The organism is Streptomyces sp. NPDC092952 (assembly GCF_044754785.1).
GTDB lineage: Bacteria > Actinomycetota > Actinomycetes > Streptomycetales > Streptomycetaceae > Streptomyces.
Genome location: NZ_JBIVPT010000009.1, coordinates 1 through 16,797, shown reverse-complemented (window position 1 = coordinate 16,797; position 16,797 = coordinate 1). Strand labels below are relative to the sequence as shown.

The following is a 16,797-nucleotide window of genomic DNA, read 5'->3' as shown; positions in this document are numbered from 1 at the left end:
CGCGCTCACTTCAGCTCGTACGCGGCCATCGCGGCGCGCACGGCGGGCGAGAAGAGCTCCGGGCCCAGGGCGTCGGAGTGGGCCAGGCCCTCGGGGGACAGGCGCAGCAGCCCCGACGCCCCGGCCGGGGCGTCCAGCCAGCCGCGCGCCTCGAACACGGCGAGCTCCCCGGGGAAGTCCGCGCCGGGCGAGGTGCCGAACCGCTCCGCGTACTCGGCCAGGACCAGCCCGTCGGCCTGGAGCACGGACTGCAGGAGATGGCGGCGGCGCGCCTCGTCCCCGTCCACGTACCGCCCGACCTCGGCGCGGGAGAAGTCCTCGGTGGCGGTGTAGCCGTCGATGATCGCCCGCACCTCCCGCATCTCCACCGCGTAGTCGAAGGAGTAGTGCAGCCGCGAGGTGTACGAGCGGGCGCCGCAGCCCAGGCCGATCATGCCGTCGGTCTGGCAGGCGTAGTCGTCCGGGCCCTCCGCACGCGGGGCGTCGGCGCGGCGGAACATCCGCATCGAGACCTGCTCGTAGCCGTGCGCCAGGAGGTGGTCGCGGCCCGCCCGGTACAGCCGCAGCCGCTGCTCGTCCCAGGCCGCGTCCGCCGCCCCCTCGTCGGTGCCGAGCCGTCCCAGACCGGTCAGCGGGCGCACGTACAGCGGGTAGAGGTACAGCTCCTCCGGCCGCCAGGCCAGCGCCGCGTCCAGCGAGGCGCGCCAGCTCTCCTCGGTCTGGCCGTCGATGCCGTAGATCAGGTCGATGTTGAGGACCGGGATGGCGCTCTCGCGTATCCGGCCCAGCGCCGACTCCACCTCGGCCCGACGCTGCGGGCGCACCGCCGCCCGTGCCTCCGCCTCGACGAAGCTCTGCACCCCGATGCTGATCCGGGTCGTGCCGCGGTCGGCGAGGACGGCCAGCCGGTCGGCCGTCGCGGTCGACGGCGAGGTCTCGACCGACAGCGGAACGGACCGCAGATCGGCGCCCATCCGCTTCTCCGCGATGTCGCAGAGCCGCTCCAGCTCGGCCGCCGTCAGGAACGTGGGCGTACCACCGCCGAAGGCGGCGGCGGCGAACCGCACGGGCTCCTCGTCGCCCAGCGCGTCCCGGACCGCGAGGGCCTGCCGCTCCAGCGCGTCGAGGTAGCGGGTCGTCAGCTCGTCGGGCGCGCCGATCCGGGTGAAGAGGTTGCAGAAGCCGCAGCGGACCTCGCAGAACGGTATGTGGAGATAGAGCGAGAGCGCGTCCTTGCGCTCACCGGCCCACAGCTCGCGCAGCCCCGGCCGACCGGCCAGCGGCCGGTAGGCGGTCTTGTGCGGGTAGGCGTAGACATAGCTCTGGTACGGACGGACGGCGGACGCGGCCGGCGTGGCCGATGCCGATGTGGTGCGGCTCATCGTGCGGAGGCCCCCGGTTCCAGGAAGAAGTGTGCGTACGGAACGGTCCACACGGACGGGTGGCCGAGGCGGTGACCGGTGTAGCCGTCGTCCCCGTACGCCGTGCCGTGGTCCGAGCAGACGATGGCGAAGCAGCGGCGGCGGCTGCTGGCGGCCGCGAAGAGCCGGCCGATGTGGGCGTCGACGTACTCCAGGGCGGCGGCGTGCGTGGCGCGGGAGTCGCCCGCCTCGCGGGTGGCCCCCGGCCGGTGGAACCAGTTGGGCTGGTGCAGCGCGGACACATTGACGAAGAGGAACAGCCGCTGCTCCGCGGGGAGCCGGGCGACGACCTGCTCGGCGCGGGCCACCTGCGCCTCGAACGAGGTGGGCGAGGCCACACCGAACTCCGGCTCCCAGTGGCTCTCCTGGAACATCCCGGGCAGCACGGAACCGAGCGCCGCCTGCTTGTTGAAGAAGCCGACACCCCCGATGCACACCGTGCGGTAGCCGACGCCCGCCAGACCGGAGACCAGGTCCGGCGTGTCGAACACGAAGGTGTCCGTGGCGGTCGACTCGCTGCCCGCGAACCGCGCCGCGAAGAGCCGGGGATGCGGCCCCTGACCCGTCGGCGTCGGCAGGAAACCGGCGAACATCGCCTGGTGGGAGGCGTACGTGAAGCTTCCCGGCGCGTGCCGCTCCTCCCAGGCACCCCCTGGCAGATGGCGGGCCAGATTCGGGATGCGGCCGACGGCGGCGAGCTCCGCCGCCACGTCGTGGCGCAGGGTGTCGAGGGTGACGAACAGCAGGTCGTGGCTGCCCACGATCCGGCTCATGTCGGGATTTCCGGCGGACTCGGGGGAGCGCGCGGTGTCAGACGGTGGCGGTTGCACGGTGGTTCCTTGCTCTGTTCATGACGGCGGCGACCTGCGCCGCGTAGGTGTCCAGGCCCTCGGCTCCGCTGCCGTCGAGGCCGGTCAGCCGGGGCAGCAGATCACCGAAGGCGTTGACCTCACCGACGGCGAAGCGCCGCCAGCCGGCCGAGGGCAGCAGATCGACGCCCACGCACAGGGTGTCCGGGAAGCAGGCGGCGGCCCGCTCGCACACGGCCAGGGCCTCGCCCCAACTGCTTCCCGCCGCTTCGACGGCGGCGCGGACCCGGCCGAGATCGCCGCGCTCACCGCCGAGATGGAGGTTGGTCATGGGGGAGCGGCTGGTACGCGCGACGGCATGCGTGGCCCGGCCCGCCACCACCACGACCCGCAGGTCCGTCGCCCGGCCGGCGAGGGTGGCCTTGGGCAGCCAGCGCTCGACGTGCAGCCCCTCCGGCGCGAGCGCGTCGACGACCGCCGCGACCTCCCGCTCCGTCGTCAGACGGCGGAGCCTGAGCGAGTTGAAGAGCCGGCCGGAAGCGTCGCGCTCCACCGAGGTGGTCGCCCTGATCCGGCCGGGCCCGGCCGTCTCCACGGCCAGCACCCCGGAGGCGGACGAGCCGTGCGCCGGCTTCACGAAGACCCTGGGCATGCCGTGCTCCGCCATCCGGCCGCGGATGTCCGCCCAGCCCCGCACCACGGGGGCCGCGGCCCCCGAGGTCGGCGAGGCCGGGACCGGCACCCCGGCCCCGTCCAGCACCGCGTGGCAGAGCCGCTTGTCGAACAGCACCGCCACCTCGCCGGGGCCGTCGAGAAGGGCGGCCCCGGCATCCGCCGCGGCCCGCGCCACTTCCCGTACCGCCCGGGTGAAACCGGCGTACCACGCGGCGCCGCCCTCGACCCTGGTCGGGTCGTCGACCTTCCGGAGCAGCCGCTCCACCTCGGAGTCCTCACCGGGGGAGTCCAGCCGCACGGTCTCCCCGGGCAGGAAGACCGCCTCGCCCCGCAGCACCGATGACCAGGGCACCACACGCGCCGCCGGCAGCCCGGCGGCGCGCACGGCGTCCTGGAAGAGCGTGACCCGGCGGTTGCCGGGCACCCCCACGACGGCGAAGCGGGGCGGCGGATCTGCGCTACTCGTCGATGGCGACATAACGGTGGCCGTCCTCGTCGTCGTCCCAGTCGGCGTCGTCGACGTCGTCGTTCAGCCGGTCGGGACCGAGCAGCTCCCTCAGCCGCTCCACCAGCGGCTCGCTCATGTAGTGGTGGTGAAGGTCCAGCGAGGCCAGATGGGTGAGCGGCTGTCCCCGCAGCAGTGCCTCGGCGCCCTCGTCGCCCAGCGTGCCCATCGAGAGGGCGAGCGACTCCAGTTGGGCGACCACCGGCGCGGAGGCCACGGCCGCCGCGATCTCGTCCTGGATCTCGCTGTTCTGCAGCCCCAGGTGGCGCAGGGCGGGAAAACCGGCGCCGGACAGGAACGGGGCCAGGTCCGCCACCCCGGCGTCCCCGCCGTACTCCTCGACGCCGAGCCAGAGTTCGAGCCGCTCCAGCGCCGGGAGCTCGGAGGCGCCGACCGCCCGTACGACCGGGGCGGGAAGCCCGCCCGACTCGAACCGGAGCGTCTTGAGCGCCTTGTGCCGCACCGGCCGAAGCGCCAGGGACGTCCGCTCGCCGTACTGCTGCCCGCAGCCGCGCACCACGAGCTCCTCCAACTGCCCGAACGCCTCGACCACCGGCGTGATGTCGCACATCTCCAGCCACGACAGCTCGCACTCCTCGCTGACGACATCGGCGAGGAAGAGCGCCCGGAGGGCCGGGAAGCGCTCGGCGTCGGCGGCCAGCAGCTCGACGACCGGCGTGAAGGACGCGTACTCCTCCTGCCACCAGGCGCCGATGATCAGGGCCCGCACCCGCGTCGTGTCGACCGTGCCGGTGAAGTGCCGCCACAGCGCGTCGAAGGTCAGGTCGCCCTGCCAGGCGCTCTCCAGCCGCCAGGCGACCGCACCGGCCTCCGGGAGCACGCCACCGGAGGCCTCACCGGGGCGGGGAAAGGTGTGGACGGGCAGGCCGTGGAACGTCTCGGGGTGATCGATACCGGTCATCGCCGTATCACTCCGCGACCGAGGTGTAGCGGCCCTCGACGCCCCGGTCGCCCCAGGGCGTCTCGCGCTCCGACACGTCGACCCGCACCCCGTGCGGCTCCAGCGCCGCCACGATCCGGCGCTCCACCGGCTCGGTCATGAAGTGATGGTGCAGATCGAGCTGTTCGAGATGGGTCAGCGGCTGGCCCTCCAGCAGCGCCGCCGCGCCCTCGTCGCCCAGGGTGCCGTCCGACAGACCGAGCACGCGCAGCCGGGCGACCACCGGGGCGCTCGCCACCGCCGAGGCGATCTCGTTCTGCAGCTCGCTGTTGCGCAGCCCGAGGTGGGTGAGGAGGGGGAAACGGGTGCCGGAGAGGAGCGGCGCCAGGTCGGCCACGTCGGCGTCGCCCCCGTAGGCGGAGACACCCAGCCAGAGGTCCAGCCGCTCCAGCGCGGGCAGTTCACTGTCCAGCACGCCCCGGACCACACCGACCGGCAGACCACCGCTCTCGATGGTCAGCGACCGCAGCCGCTCGTGCTTCACGGCCGGGAAGCGCAGCCCCGTCCCGCCGCGCACCCCCAGCTCGACGAGGGCGGGGAAGGCGGTCAGCAGCGGCGTGACGTCGTCGTGCTCGATCCAGGAGATCTCGCTCTCCTCCATCGTCATGTCACCGAGGAAGACCGCCTCCAACGACGTGAACCGGTCGGCGACGGCGACGAGCCGATCGATCACGTACGACGAACTGTTGTCGTACGCCTCGCCCCACTGACCGACGACCAGCGCCCGCACCCCGGCCGGATCGACCTTCTCCAGGAATGCCTTGAAGGCGTCGTCCCAGGTCACGTCTTCGTCCTCGTACGGATCGACGGAGATCCGCCAGGCGGCCGCACCGGCGGCCTGCTCCGGCGCCGCCTCCGACGTGTGCGGGAAATCGACAACGGGAAGGCCGAGCAATTCCTGCAGATGGTCCACACCGGACATGACGCTGAACTCCTGGTACTGGAGGACGACTGATGTGCACAAGGTTTATCAAGCCCCACTGACAACGCCACGACCGGGACGGCATGCGCGCCCTCCCGGAGCGGACCGGCCGCCGACGATTGTCAGACCCCGGTCGTAGCGTTTTCTGCGTGGCCGGCACAGCGGGTGCGGCCCGTCGGAGGGGAGAGGTCTGTGTACAGGCAGGGCGACGTACTGATCGTGTCGGTGGAGGAGTCGGCGGTGCCCGCGCACCTGGTGGAGGCGCCGGGCGAGCCGAGGGACGGCCGGGGCCGCATGGTCCTCGCGCTCGGCGAGGTCACCGGCCACGCCCACGCGGTGCAGGGGCCGGGCCGGCTGATGCGGGAGGCGGGCCCGTTCGGCCCGATGCTGCTCCACCTCCCCGAGGGCGGCCGGGTGGTCCACGAGGAGCACGCGACGATCCCCCTCTCCAAGGGCTGGTACCGCGTGGTGCGCCAACGGGAGTACGCGCCCGGAGCGGTCCGCATCGTCGCGGACTGACCGAGCGCACGGCCCGCGGCACCACCGGCCGGGCCGGACGAGGACACCGCACCGAACACCGAAGACAGCACACCGAACACAGGGGACGGGAAAGACCGATGCAGTACGTGGACTCATGGCGGACCGTGGCAGCGGCGACCGGCGCGGCGGACCGGGCCGCCGCGGAGGACGGGATCCGGCTCGCCTACCGGAGCGCGGGGCTGGCCGAACCGGAGCGGATCGTCTGGGCCGACTCGCCCAGGGCCGCCGTGGAGGCCGTCGGAAAGCTCGTCGACGCCGGACGTTCGGTCCGCGACGAGGTGCGCACCCACCCCTGGGCCCGGGAGCGCCGCCGTATGTACGACGAACTGGGCCCGGCGGGCTGGTCCGCGCTGTGGTCCGCCACCGGCGCCCAGCTCTGGGAGACCACCGCGGCCCTCGCCGACCGGATCAGATCGGGGATCGTCGCGGATCTGGCCCGGCGCCCCGAGGACGAGACAGGTGTCCGCCTTGTCCTGCTCGACGCGGTCCTGGGCCAGCACGACGCGGCCTGGCTCGCCGCCTTCGACGGGAGGGGCGGCCGGCTCGACGGCCTGGCGGCGGTGGCCCGGCACGCGGGCTGGTGGTGGCCCTACGAGCGCGCCGTGGTGATCAGCGAGCGGCCGCAGGAGCTGCACCGGGACGAGGCGGGCCGGCTCGACCGGGGCGACGGCCCGGCGCTCGCCTACCGGGACGGCTTCGCCCTGTACGCCTGGCGCGGCATGCCGGTGCCCGCCGAGTTCCTGGAGGAGCTGAACTCCCTCACCCCGAAGCGGATACGCGAGGAGGAGAACGCGGAACTGCGCCGCGTGATGCTGGAGTTCTACGGCTACGACCGCTACCTCACCGAGTCCGGCGCGGAGCCGGTCCACCGCGACGAGACGGGTGTCCTGTGGCGGATCGCGATGAACGGCGACGAGGACGTGGTGATGGTCGAGGTGGTCAACTCCACCCCGGAGCCGGACGGTACGCACCGGGTCTACTGGCTGCGGGTGCCGCCCGGCACCCGGAGGGCGAAGGACGGTGTGGCATGGACCTTCGGTCTGGAGGGCGAGGCCTACGCCCCGGTGCGCCAGACCTGAGCAGGACGGTCCGGGAGCGGGACAGGTGTCCGGCGCGGGCCCGGGAGGGATCAGGTCGTCAGGGCCGCGCGGTCGATGCCGAGTTCACGGGCGAGCGCCTCGTCGGTCCAGGCCAGCATCGTGGCCCGGGAGAGGGGACCGGCGTACGCGGTCGTCTGCACGGCCAGGCCGTCCAGCAGGGCGGTCAGCCGCCAGGCCGCGGACATCGGGTCGTCGCAGTGGAACTCCCCGGCGGCGGCACCCTCCTCGATGACCTCGGCGAGCTCGGCCTTCCACTGCTGGTCGAGATCGCCGGCCACATTGCGCAGCGCCGGATCACGCAGCGAGGCGGCCCAGCCCTCGATCCACAGCCGCCAGCCCTTGGCCCGGCCGGTCGGCGCGTACCAGCGGACGGCGGCGCGCAGCCGCCGGACCGCGCTGGTGCGCCGGCCGAGCAGCTTGCGCAACTGGGCGAGGTCGGCCTCGGCGGCATGGGCGAAGGCCGCGGCGACGAGCTTCTCCTTGGTCGAGAAGTGGTAGAGCACAAGTGCGTTGCTCACACCGAGGACGGAGGCCACGTCGGCGATCCGGACGGCGGCGACCCCCCGCACCTCGATCTGCTCGACGGCGGCGCGCAGAAGCTCCTCACGCCGTTCCGCCACACTCAAGCGCACTCTTGCCACGCCGTCACCCTAACGAATATGCCAGGAGCGGGAAGACCGGGGGCGGAGCGGCGTACGCCCCGTCACCGGTCCGCCCGGCCGGCTCACCGGCTCGCGGGCCGGTCCACCTCGCAGCTGTCCTTGAAGCCCTGGCTGGTCAGGCCCAGGGCGGAGTTCGTCCGGGAGCGCATGTTCTCCACCGCGACCATGGTCGTCAGTTCGATGAACGCCGCCTCGCCGAGCGCGCCCCGCAGCCGCTCCGCGAGATCGTCCCCGACCTCCGGCGGGGTGAGGCTCATGGCCTCCGCGTACGCCATGACGTCGCGCTCCAGCGGGGCGAACACCTCGCTCTCCCGCCACGCGGGGACATCGCGGAGCTTGGCCGGGTCGATGCCGTGGCGGTGGTTCTCCCAGTACCCGAAGTCCATGCACCAGCCGCAGCCGATCGTGGCCGCGGACGCCATCACCGCGAGCGCCTTGAGCTGCGGGTCCAGCTTCTTCCAGCGGCCGGCCGACAGTTCGAGACGCGACTGGGCCCACAGCACCCCGGTGTGGTGGGCGGCGGCCCGCAGCGGGTCGAGGACCTTGCCGTACGCGCGCTTCGAATACCACGACACGGCGCGGTAGAGAAGCGTACGGGGCGGGTCGAGCGGGATACGGGCGGTCATGACCGGTCTCCTTCGGTACGGCTCGGACGCTGCCGGTGAGGTCGCGGGGACCGTGCCGACGGCTGCTTGCACCGATGAGACGGACGGGACACCCGCGGATGTGACATGCCGGACCGCCGGACCCGGAATCCTGGCACCGGCCCGCACGTTGGAGTCGGCGTGAGGGGACGCGGCACGGGACGGAACGCGCTGCCCGGGAGGGCGCCCGCCGGGCGACGGAGCCGTGTGCGCGCGCTGCCCGGACCGGCCGCCCGGACCGGGTCCGCCGCGCTCGCACCGTCGTACCGCCTGCCCATAATGAAACGACACCGACTCCCCCAGGAGATGCTGTGACCGGCGCCGATGCCCTGCCCCCGCTCCGCACCCGGCTGCGTGCGCTGCGCCCCGCCGCGTTCGGCGCGGACCCGGAGGGCGCCCGCATGGAGCGCATCCGGCGCTCGCCCAACTTCGTCGACGGCGTCTTCCAGAACCCGGTGGGAGCACGGACGAGACCGTCGGGGTCCACGCTGGAGTTCGCGAAGGTCTACTTCCGCAGGGAGGAACGGGTCCGCCGGGCCCCGTCGGGCACCCTGCCCGTCCACCCCACCACCTACGCGGACCTGGCCGAGCCGCCGGCCACGGGGCTGCGGCTCACCTGGATGGGCCATTCCGGGGTGCTCGCCGAGATCGACGGCCGGCGGGTGCTCTTCGACCCGGTCTGGGGGGAGCGCTGCTCGCCCTTCGCCTTCGCCGGCCCCCGGCGCCTGCATCCCGCGCCGCTGCCGCTCGCCGCGCTCGGCCCGGTGGACGCGGTGGTGATCTCGCACGACCACTACGACCACCTCGACCTGCCCACCATCCGCGCCCTCGCGGGCACCGGGACGGTGTTCGCCGTCCCGCTCGGTGTCGGCGCCCATCTGGAGCACTGGGGGGTCCCGGCCGACCGGCTGCGCGAGCTGGACTGGAACGAGACGACACGGATCGCCGGGATCGACCTGACCGCCACCCCCGCACGGCACTTCTGCGGCCGGGGCCTGCGCAATCAGCAGCACACCCTGTGGGCGTCGTGGGCCGTCGCCGGTCCCGAGCACCGGATCTACCACAGCGGCGACACCGGCTACTTCTCCGGTTTCCGGGACATCGGTGCCGCGCACGGCCCGTTCGACGCGACGATGATCCAGATCGGCGCCTATTCGGAGTACTGGCCCGACATCCACATGACCCCGGCCGAGGGGATGCGGGCCCACCTCGATCTCCAGGGCGGCAGACCGTACGGCGTGATGCTGCCGATCCACTGGGGCACCTTCAACCTCGCCCCGCACCCGTGGGCCGAGCCCGCCGAGTGGACCATGGACGTGGCGGAGGAGGCCGGGCAGGACGTCGCGTTCCCGACCCCGGGGCTGCCGTTCGAGCCCGCCGGGGCACTGCCCACCGAGCCGTGGTGGCGGCCCGTATCCCACCCGATCGCGCACCCCTGGCGCGGCGGGCGGGAGACCCCGGTCGCCGTCCCGGAGACCGACGAGCAGAATCTCGATCTCACCAGCGGTCGCTGAGCCCGGTGGGCGGCGGCCGGGGCGCGCCGGTGCCCCGGGCCGTCGCCCGGCGGCCCGGGCCGTTCGTGGCCCGAACCGAGACTCCGCCCCCGGACCCGCCCCGTCCCGCCCCTCCCCGGAGCCGATGCCGAGGCCGTAGGGCCCGCACGCCCGATTCCGGACGGCGTCCGCCTCGATCGAAGTGCCACACGGAACGATCCGACGCGAGACCCGCGGCAGCCCCCACGATCCATGGCCGACGATGGCCGAATCACTGACGCTGAGCCCCCGGTGACGGATGAGGCTCACGAGGGGGCAGTCCCGTCGCGCGCTCCGATTCCCCGCCCGGCGATCCCCTCGGATCGCGCCATTCACCCGATCGGCCCCATGGCCATGATGGTTACGCCGCGTAGCGAACCGGTTGGTCGGTACGGAGTGCCTGTCCGGTCCGCGCGTACCGGAAGGGCCGTGGGTGCCGCGCGTTCACGGGTTCGTACCGGTAGATCGTTCGGGCGTCGGCCGACCGGGTGTCAAAACAGCGTGATCGGCCGGTCGTGCGAGAGCTCATACCAGAGCGGGACGGATGGCGGGCAAGTTCGACAACTCGCCGCCGCACCCCGGTGCGGGACGACTACCGTGTGTGGCCGGTGATCAACGGTGGGCTCATAAGTTTCGAGCCTGCCCGACCGATGCACCGAGCCTGACCGACCACCGTAGGTGCCACCACAGGAACACCGTTTCCGGGTGCCCCACGTACCAAGGACACCGATGTCTCAACTTCGCGCACCCGAAGCGCGACCGGAGCGCCGTGAGGGCGGGCGGCACGGCCGACCGGGCGCCCGTTCCCACTCGGCCGCGGCCAGACCGCGCGCCGCCCAGCCGACCGCCGAGACGCGCATACGCCCCCAGATCCTGCGCACCGCGGTGCTGCCGACCACGGCGGCGGTACTGAGCGGTGCCGCGGCGGTCATCTTCACCATCCGCTCCACCGGAGCCCGGCTCTCCACCGAGCTCTGGATCGCGCTGGGCGCGGCCGGTGCGCTGGCACTCGCCGCGGTGCTGGCCGCCTTGCTGGCCGCCAACCGGCTCGCCACCACCGTGTTCGGCCGCTGCCTGGCCCTGCGCCGAACCAGTGCCCAGGGCCAGGCCGAGCTGCAACGGGTGATGGAGCAGCTCCGCAACGGTGAGCCGGTGGCCGTCCGCCGGCCCGCCGGCCCCGCCGCCCCGGGCAGCGACGCCTTCGAACTGCTCGCCCAGGAGCTCGGCCGCCACCAGACCGCTGCCGTGACCGCGGTCGTCCAGGCGGCCCGGCTCGCCGACCGCTCCGGCGAGGACCAGAAGGTCGAGGTCTTCGTCAACCTCGCCCGGCGCCTGCAGTCGCTCGTGCACCGCGAGATCCAGATCCTCGACGAGCTGGAGCACGAGGTCGAGGACCCCGATCTGCTCAAGGGCCTCTTCCACGTCGACCATCTCGCCACCCGGATCCGCAGGCACGCCGAGAACCTCGCGGTGCTCGGCGGCGCCGTCTCCCGGCGCCAGTGGAGCAACCCCGTCACCATGACCGAGGTCCTGCGCTCGGCGATCGCCGAGGTCGAGCAGTACCCGCGGGTCAAGCTCGTGCCGCCGATCGACGGCACGCTGCGCGGCCACGCGGTGGCGGACGTGATCCACCTGCTCGCCGAACTGGTCGAGAACGCCACGGTGTTCTCCGCACCGCACACCCAGGTGCTGATGCGTGCCCAGCAGGTCACCGCCGGACTGGCCCTGGAGGTCGAGGACCGGGGGCTCGGCATGCCGGTCAACGAGCAGAAGCGGATGAACGCCCTGCTCGCCGCGCCCGACCAGGTCAATGTGGCCCATCTGCTGCAGGACGGCCGGATCGGCCTGTTCGTCGTCGCGTCGCTGGCCCGGCGGCACGGCATCGCCGTCCGGCTGCAGAGCAACATCTACGGAGGCACCCAGGCCGTACTCGTCCTCCCGCAGGGCCTGTTGGGAGTCGACGGGGACGCCGCGGCCGAGCGTGGCGCGGCACCAGTCCCGCCTCCGGGCCCCGTGCACCGCCCGCCGGCCGAGGACGAGAGGGCCGGGCACCACGGCCGCTCCCTGCCGAGCCTCCCTTCTGGCCCCGCTGCCGCCCCGCAGCCGGACACCGGCCCCCAGCCGTACGTCCCCAGCCAGTCCCCGGGCCCGCACCAGGCACCGCAGCAGCCACCGGGACCGGGCGAGGCCCCGCCGCTCCCGCAGCGGACCGAACACCCCGCCCACCCCGAACCGGCCGAGAACGTCCCCGGCTCCCGGCCCCCGGAGCGGACCGGTGACGCACCCCGCCCCGAGCCCGGCGGCGCGGGCGGAGCCGCGGGCCGCCCCCAACTGCCCCGGCGCAGCAACCAGGAACACCTCGTCCCGCAGCTGAGGCAGGCGCCGGTCCCGCGCCCCCAGGACGAACAGGCCCTCCATGACCCGGGGCTCATGGCGGCCTTCCGCCGGGGCATCGAACTCGCCGAGGCCCGCACCGAGTCCGACACCGACGGCTCCTCGGAGCCGGCCCACGGCCCCGAAGCGGCGGCCGGGCAGCCCTGGCAGCCGCCGGCCCCGCTCGAACCGCTGCCCGTACGCGGCCGCACCACGCCCGTCGCCCCCTACCCCGCGAGCCCGGCACCGGGCCCGGAGGGGACCCCGACGGCCGATCCCCTCGAAACGCACACCCCGAAGGAGTAGATGCTTCATGGCGACCGACATGCCGTCCGGTCAGGTCTCGGACCTCGACTGGCTGCTGAGCGGCCTGGTCCAGCGTGTCCCGTACACGCGCAGCGCGGTGCTGCTCTCCGCCGACGGGCTGGTGAAATCCCTTCACGGCATGGACGCCGACAGCGCCGACCACATGGCGGCGCTGGCCGCCGGCCTGTACTCGCTGGGGCGCAGCGCCGGCGCGCGCTTCGGCGACAGCGGCGAGGTCCGGCAGGTGGTGGTCGAGCTCGACTCGACCCTGCTGTTCGTCTCCACGGCCGGATCGGGCACCTGCCTCGCCGTCCTCGCCGGCCGGGAGGCGGACGCGGCGGTGCTCGGCTACGAGATGACGATGCTGGTCAAGAGCGTCCGTCCGTACCTGATGACGCCCGTGAGACAAGCGGCCGGCGCCCCCGGCACCACGGGACTGTGAGGGTGTCGGTGCCGCAGGACGGGCCGCTGCTCGACGACGCGGCCGGGCGGCTCATCCGTCCCTACACCGTGAGCAACGGCCGGACCCGTCCTTCGGCCGTACTCGACCTGCTCTCGCTGATCATGGCCACGGGGAGCGAGCCGCAGACACATCTCGGTCCCGAGCACTCCGTCGCGCTGGGGCTGTGCGACGGTCCCACCTCCGTGGCCGAGATCGCCGCCCATCTGCGGTTGCCCGCGGTCGTCACCAAGGTGCTCGTCTCCGACCTGGTCGACTGCGGGGCGGTGACCGCGCACCCGCCCGCCTTCCACGACATGCCCACCGACCGATCTCTGCTGGAGGCAGTGCTCGATGGCTTACGACGACAGCTCTGACGGATTCGGCAGCTCCGCCGCGTACCGGAACGGCACGGACCCCGAAGGTTTCGCAGGCCGGGGAAACCACGTCCGATCCGGCGACCACAGGAGTCCGGAGAGCTATGGAGGCCCGGAGAGCCACGGGGGCATCCCGAACCACCCGGGCGTTCAGGACTACGGGCCCCCGCCCACCCACGGGGAAGCCCCGGGATACGAGGAGACGCGGAACTACGGGGGGACACCGGGCTACGACTACGGCTACGCGCAGGGGTACGGGGAACCCCAGGGCTACGGACAGGCACCGCAGGGCTACGCCGCCCCCGGCCCCGGCAGCGTCCCGCACGTCCCGGACGACGCCCCGCACCCGACGGCCGGCGCGGACGTTTCCGGGGCCGAGGGGCCGGAGGGCTTCCCCGTCGCGCTCAAGGTGCTGGTGGCGGGCGGATTCGGCGTAGGCAAGACGACATTCGTCGGCGCCGTCAGCGAGATCGCGCCGCTGAGCACCGAGGAGCTGCTGACCCAGGTGAGCGTCGGGACCGACCATCTCGACGGCATCGAGTCCAAGAGCGCCACGACCGTGGCGATGGACTTCGGCCGCATCACCCTCGACGAGCAGCATGTGCTCTACCTGTTCGGCACCCCGGGCCAGGAACGCTTCTGGTTCATGTGGGACGAGCTCTCCCAGGGGGCGCTCGGCGCGGTCGTCATCGCCGACACCCGGAGGCTCGCGGAGTGCTTCGCCGCCGTCGACTTCTTCGAACGGCGTGGCATCGGATTCATCATCGCGGTCAACGAGTTCGACGGTGCCTACCGCTACGGGCCGGAGGAGATCCGGGCCGCGCTCGATCTCGGTCCGGACGTCCCGGTGGTGCTCTGCGACGCCCGGATCGCCAGTTCGGGCACGGGCGCCCTGGTCACCCTGGTCCAGCACCTGATCAACGCGACCTCGGCACCGGCGCCGCTGACCGGCTTCGGAGCCCGTCCATGACACGGAACGCGCCCGGCCGGCTGCTGCTCACACCGGTCGACCGCGATGCCGTCGCCCGTACCCGGCGGCTGCGGACGCTCGGACTCGGGGAACGCGCCGACGCGTCGTTCGACAACTTCGACGCGTTCGCCGACCGGGTGGCGGAGCTGACCGAGGTCCCCTTCTCCATGGTCAACTTCATCGACGGGAACCGGCAGTTCTTCGCCGGGCTGCACACCCCGGCCGGTACGCGCAAGGGCGCCGACCTGGGCATCGCGGCCGCGTGCAGCAGCCGCAGCGGCCGCTATGTCGCCATCGACCGCGGCTACTGCCCGCATGTCGTCGTCCGGCGCAAGGCGCTGGTGCTGGAGGACGTCTGCGACTACCCGCGGTTCGCGGGCAATCCGGTCGTCGACGAGATAGGCATCCGCTCCTACCTCGGCGCTCCGCTCATCGACCGCACCGGCATCGCCCTGGGCGCCGTCTGCGCGGTCGACACCGTGCCCCGTTCGTGGGGCAGGGCGGGGCTCGACACGATCAAGTCGCTGGCCCTGGAGCTCGTGGTGCACATCGATCAACGGGAGGGACACGGCTTCGGGGCCTGACCCGGCCCGCTCCGGGGACCGGCTCGGTCGAGCAGTGCGGTCGCGTCGCCCCGCACCGCTCTCGACCGGCCGGCCGCGCCCGGCCAGGAACCGCCCGTCCGGAGCGGCGGCGACCGTCAGGGCCGCGGCCGACCGAGGAAGCCCCCGATCCGCTCCCGCAGCCCCCGCGCGTCCAGCCCGTGCGCGGCGAGGTGCTCGTCCATCTCCCCGTACTTGCGCAGCTCGGCCCGTCCCACACCGAGGCCCAGCACGCGGTGCGGCAGCTCGGCGAGCGCGTCATTGGCGGCCGCGGTGGAGGTGCCCGCCAGATACGGCTCGACGATCACCACATCGGCGCCGGCTCCGGCCCCGACCGCGCGTCGCAGCCCGGCACCGTCGAACGGGCGCACCGTCGTCGCGTACAGCACCGTCACATCGAGCCCCTCGGTCGCGGCGAGTACGTTGTCGAGCATCGGCCCGACCGCGATCACCACACCGCCCCCGCCCTCCCGAACCGGCGTGAACCCGGTCCCCGCGCCGACCGCCCGGGCCCGCTCGTTGGACTGCAGCGACAGCCGTACGTACACCCGGCCGTCGTCGGCCGCGGCCTGGCGCAGCAGCGCCTCCGCCTCGTCCGGGTGACCCGGCACATGCACCGTCCAGCCGTCGAGCGTGTCCAGCAGCGCCACGTCGCCCGGCGCCATATGGGTGAACCCGCCGGCCGGCCAGTCGTAGGAAGCCCCCGCGCTCACCAGCACCCCGCTCACTCCTTGGTGGCCGAAATCCAGCTTGACCTGCTCGAACGGCCGCTCCACCAGGAAGCTGGCGAAGGTGTGGACGATCGGCCGCATTCCGGTGAGCGCCATTCCGGCCGCCGCGCCGACCAGCAGCTGCTCCCTGATGCCGACATTGACCACCCGGTCCGGATGCGCCTCCAGAGCCGGTCCGAAGCCGTCCCGGCTGATCTCGGCCAGTACCAGGGCGAGGCGCGGGTCCTCGTCCAGCAACCGGGTCGTGGTGGTGATGAAGCGGTCACGCATCGTGTCCATGTGCGGATCCTCCGTGTTCTGCGGGGCGTTCAGTTCTTGGGCTCGACGCGGGCGACGACGGCGCGCGGCCGTCCGGGGTGCGGTGCGGTGAAGGCCGTGTACAGCGCCTCGTGGTCGCGCCCGTCGACCGTGTCGACCGACCAGCCCGCGGCCTCGAACCGGGCCGCGATCCCGCCCGGCCGGGCGTAGGACGCCGAGACGTTGTCGATCACCACGGTGTGCAGCTGCTCCAGCCCGGCCGGGCCCGCGTAGGCGAGTGCCTCGTGGTTGCTGCCCTCGTCCAGTTCGGCATCCCCGATCAGCACCCACACCCGGGGGTCGGTGAGCCCCTGGGCCCGGAGCCCGAGCACGCTTCCGACAGCCAGCGGCAGCCCGTGCCCCAGCGAGCCGCTGCCGATCTCGACCCCGGGCAGCAGCGTCCGGTCAGGGTGGTGCCCGAGCGGCGAGTCGTAAGTCCCGAAGCCCGGCAGAAGCTCCTCGCCGAAGAACCCGTGTGCGGCGAGGACCGCGTAGTACGCCATCGGCCCGTGGCCCTTGGAGAGCAGGAACCGGTCGCGGTCCGGTGCGTCGACGGTGTCCGGTGCGACCCGCAGCACCCGGTCGTACAGCACCCACAGCACGTCCAGGGTGGAGGTGGCCGCGGGGCCGTGCTTCTCGTCCCCGGTCATCATGCCCATCAGGCGGTTCGTCTCGCGGTGGTCGCGCCGCGCCGCGGTGGTCGTGTGCGTCATGGAACAAGCGTTGAACATCAAGTTGGGTTGAGGTCAAGCGCCAAAGGCGTTCGTAACCACCCACCCGAGTGCGGTATTGTTCTCATGCGCGTTCGGCCAGGGGGAAACCCCAGGTCAGCGGGTATCGGGACGTGGCGCAGCTTGGTAGCGCACTTGACTGGGGGTCAAGGGGTCGCAGGTTCAAATCCTGTCGTCCCGACTGGAGACAGTCGCAGGTC

General features: G+C 73.0%; 17 protein-coding genes and 1 tRNA gene. 9 read left to right on the top strand and 9 right to left on the bottom strand.

Annotation, left to right across the window (positions count from 1 at the left end; translation table 11 throughout):
* Positions 1–5: 5 nt before the first annotated feature.
* Genes ACIQGQ_RS21965 through ACIQGQ_RS21945 form a run of 5 tightly spaced genes read right to left on the bottom strand, consistent with a single transcriptional unit; the run spans position 6 to position 5,293 of the window.
* A complete protein-coding gene (locus ACIQGQ_RS21965) occupies positions 6–1,382 on the bottom strand; it encodes an STM4012 family radical SAM protein (RefSeq protein ID WP_402398323.1) in 1,377 nt (458 codons plus the stop codon).
* Entirely contained in the window at positions 1,379–2,194 is an 816-nt protein-coding gene (locus ACIQGQ_RS21960) for an STM4013/SEN3800 family hydrolase (RefSeq protein ID WP_402398322.1), read from the bottom strand. The genes ACIQGQ_RS21965 and ACIQGQ_RS21960 overlap by 4 nt, the downstream gene beginning before the upstream one ends.
* Positions 2,195–2,231: 37 nt before the next feature.
* The gene (locus ACIQGQ_RS21955; protein ID WP_402398321.1) at positions 2,232–3,383 is read right to left on the bottom strand and encodes an STM4014 family protein; all 1,152 of its coding nucleotides are present in this window, start codon (positions 3,381–3,383) and stop codon (positions 2,232–2,234) included.
* A complete protein-coding gene (locus ACIQGQ_RS21950) occupies positions 3,364–4,332 on the bottom strand; it encodes an STM4015 family protein (protein ID WP_402398320.1) in 969 nt (322 codons plus the stop codon). Before ACIQGQ_RS21950 ends, ACIQGQ_RS21955 begins: the two co-directional genes overlap by 20 nt.
* 7 nt (positions 4,333–4,339) lie before the next feature.
* A complete protein-coding gene (locus ACIQGQ_RS21945) occupies positions 4,340–5,293 on the bottom strand; it encodes an STM4015 family protein (protein WP_402398526.1) in 954 nt (317 codons plus the stop codon).
* Positions 5,294–5,485: 192 nt separating this feature from the next.
* On the opposite strand from ACIQGQ_RS21945, the gene ACIQGQ_RS21940 reads away from it, so the two are divergent.
* The gene (locus tag ACIQGQ_RS21940; protein ID WP_352274669.1) at positions 5,486–5,812 is read left to right on the top strand and encodes a hypothetical protein; all 327 of its coding nucleotides are present in this window, start codon (positions 5,486–5,488) and stop codon (positions 5,810–5,812) included.
* Between the two features lie 98 nt (positions 5,813–5,910).
* Positions 5,911–6,912 (top strand): DUF6745 domain-containing protein, encoded by a 1,002-nt coding sequence (locus tag ACIQGQ_RS21935; RefSeq protein ID WP_402398319.1) that lies wholly within the window; start codon positions 5,911–5,913, stop codon positions 6,910–6,912.
* A gap of 50 nt (positions 6,913–6,962) precedes the next feature.
* Here the strand turns inward: ACIQGQ_RS21935 and ACIQGQ_RS21930 are convergent, their stop codons facing one another.
* Complete coding sequence (locus ACIQGQ_RS21930) at positions 6,963–7,553, bottom strand: TetR/AcrR family transcriptional regulator (protein ID WP_366299415.1); 591 nt, start codon at positions 7,551–7,553, stop codon at positions 6,963–6,965.
* A 104-nt stretch (positions 7,554–7,657) separates the two neighbouring features.
* Positions 7,658–8,221: a carboxymuconolactone decarboxylase family protein gene (locus tag ACIQGQ_RS21925; protein WP_402398318.1), complete on the bottom strand. Its 564-nt coding sequence runs from the start codon at positions 8,219–8,221 to the stop codon at positions 7,658–7,660.
* 329 nt (positions 8,222–8,550) lie between these two features.
* Between ACIQGQ_RS21925 and ACIQGQ_RS21920 the strand changes: the two genes are divergently transcribed.
* From ACIQGQ_RS21920 to ACIQGQ_RS21895, 6 genes are all read left to right on the top strand, one after another.
* Positions 8,551–9,753, top strand: coding sequence for an MBL fold metallo-hydrolase (locus ACIQGQ_RS21920; protein ID WP_402398317.1), 1,203 nt, complete (start codon positions 8,551–8,553; stop codon positions 9,751–9,753).
* Positions 9,754–10,500: 747 nt separating this feature from the next.
* The gene (locus ACIQGQ_RS21915; protein ID WP_402398316.1) at positions 10,501–12,450 is read left to right on the top strand and encodes an ATP-binding protein; all 1,950 of its coding nucleotides are present in this window, start codon (positions 10,501–10,503) and stop codon (positions 12,448–12,450) included.
* A 7-nt stretch (positions 12,451–12,457) separates the two neighbouring features.
* Positions 12,458–12,892, top strand: a complete 435-nt coding sequence (locus ACIQGQ_RS21910; protein WP_366299406.1) for a roadblock/LC7 domain-containing protein — start codon at positions 12,458–12,460, stop codon at positions 12,890–12,892.
* A 2-nt stretch (positions 12,893–12,894) separates the two neighbouring features.
* On the top strand, positions 12,895–13,266 hold the full coding sequence (locus tag ACIQGQ_RS21905; protein ID WP_352274663.1) for a DUF742 domain-containing protein: 372 nt from the start codon (positions 12,895–12,897) through the stop codon (positions 13,264–13,266).
* Between the two features lie 409 nt (positions 13,267–13,675).
* Positions 13,676–14,236, top strand: coding sequence for a GTP-binding protein (locus ACIQGQ_RS21900; RefSeq protein ID WP_402398525.1), 561 nt, complete (start codon positions 13,676–13,678; stop codon positions 14,234–14,236).
* Complete coding sequence (locus ACIQGQ_RS21895) at positions 14,233–14,820, top strand: GAF domain-containing protein (RefSeq protein WP_402398315.1); 588 nt, start codon at positions 14,233–14,235, stop codon at positions 14,818–14,820. Before ACIQGQ_RS21900 ends, ACIQGQ_RS21895 begins: the two co-directional genes overlap by 4 nt.
* 116 nt (positions 14,821–14,936) lie before the next feature.
* On the opposite strand, the gene ACIQGQ_RS21890 is transcribed toward ACIQGQ_RS21895, so the two are convergent.
* Together ACIQGQ_RS21890 and ACIQGQ_RS21885 are read right to left on the bottom strand one after the other, a co-directional pair.
* Complete coding sequence (locus ACIQGQ_RS21890) at positions 14,937–15,848, bottom strand: transketolase family protein (protein WP_402398314.1); 912 nt, start codon at positions 15,846–15,848, stop codon at positions 14,937–14,939.
* A 29-nt stretch (positions 15,849–15,877) separates the two neighbouring features.
* Positions 15,878–16,579 carry a transketolase gene (locus tag ACIQGQ_RS21885; protein WP_402398313.1) on the bottom strand — a complete coding sequence of 234 codons (702 nt, stop codon included), beginning with the start codon at positions 16,577–16,579 and terminating at the stop codon, positions 15,878–15,880.
* A 125-nt stretch (positions 16,580–16,704) separates the two neighbouring features.
* On the opposite strand from ACIQGQ_RS21885, the gene ACIQGQ_RS21880 reads away from it, so the two are divergent.
* Positions 16,705–16,778, top strand: a tRNA-Pro gene (locus ACIQGQ_RS21880).
* The last annotated feature ends 19 nt before the right edge of the window (positions 16,779–16,797 follow it).

Bases quoted from the DNA above. Each gene is read 5' to 3' on its own strand.
- ACIQGQ_RS21925 (WP_402398318.1), bottom strand. From the start codon at position 8,221: ATGACCGCCCGTATCCCGCTCGACCCGCCCCGTACGCTTCTCTACCGC.
- ACIQGQ_RS21885 (WP_402398313.1), bottom strand. From the start codon at position 16,579: ATGACGCACACGACCACCGCGGCGCGGCGCGACCACCGCGAGACGAAC.
- ACIQGQ_RS21965 (WP_402398323.1), bottom strand. From the start codon at position 1,382: ATGAGCCGCACCACATCGGCATCGGCCACGCCGGCCGCGTCCGCCGTC.
- ACIQGQ_RS21915 (WP_402398316.1), top strand. From the start codon at position 10,501: ATGTCTCAACTTCGCGCACCCGAAGCGCGACCGGAGCGCCGTGAGGGC.
- ACIQGQ_RS21955 (WP_402398321.1), bottom strand. From the start codon at position 3,383: ATGTCGCCATCGACGAGTAGCGCAGATCCGCCGCCCCGCTTCGCCGTC.
- ACIQGQ_RS21945 (WP_402398526.1), bottom strand. From the start codon at position 5,293: ATGTCCGGTGTGGACCATCTGCAGGAATTGCTCGGCCTTCCCGTTGTC.
- ACIQGQ_RS21935 (WP_402398319.1), top strand. From the start codon at position 5,911: ATGCAGTACGTGGACTCATGGCGGACCGTGGCAGCGGCGACCGGCGCG.
- ACIQGQ_RS21960 (WP_402398322.1), bottom strand. From the start codon at position 2,194: ATGAGCCGGATCGTGGGCAGCCACGACCTGCTGTTCGTCACCCTCGAC.
- ACIQGQ_RS21890 (WP_402398314.1), bottom strand. From the start codon at position 15,848: ATGGACACGATGCGTGACCGCTTCATCACCACCACGACCCGGTTGCTG.
- ACIQGQ_RS21910 (WP_366299406.1), top strand. From the start codon at position 12,458: ATGGCGACCGACATGCCGTCCGGTCAGGTCTCGGACCTCGACTGGCTG.
- ACIQGQ_RS21950 (WP_402398320.1), bottom strand. From the start codon at position 4,332: ATGACCGGTATCGATCACCCCGAGACGTTCCACGGCCTGCCCGTCCAC.
- ACIQGQ_RS21895 (WP_402398315.1), top strand. From the start codon at position 14,233: ATGACACGGAACGCGCCCGGCCGGCTGCTGCTCACACCGGTCGACCGC.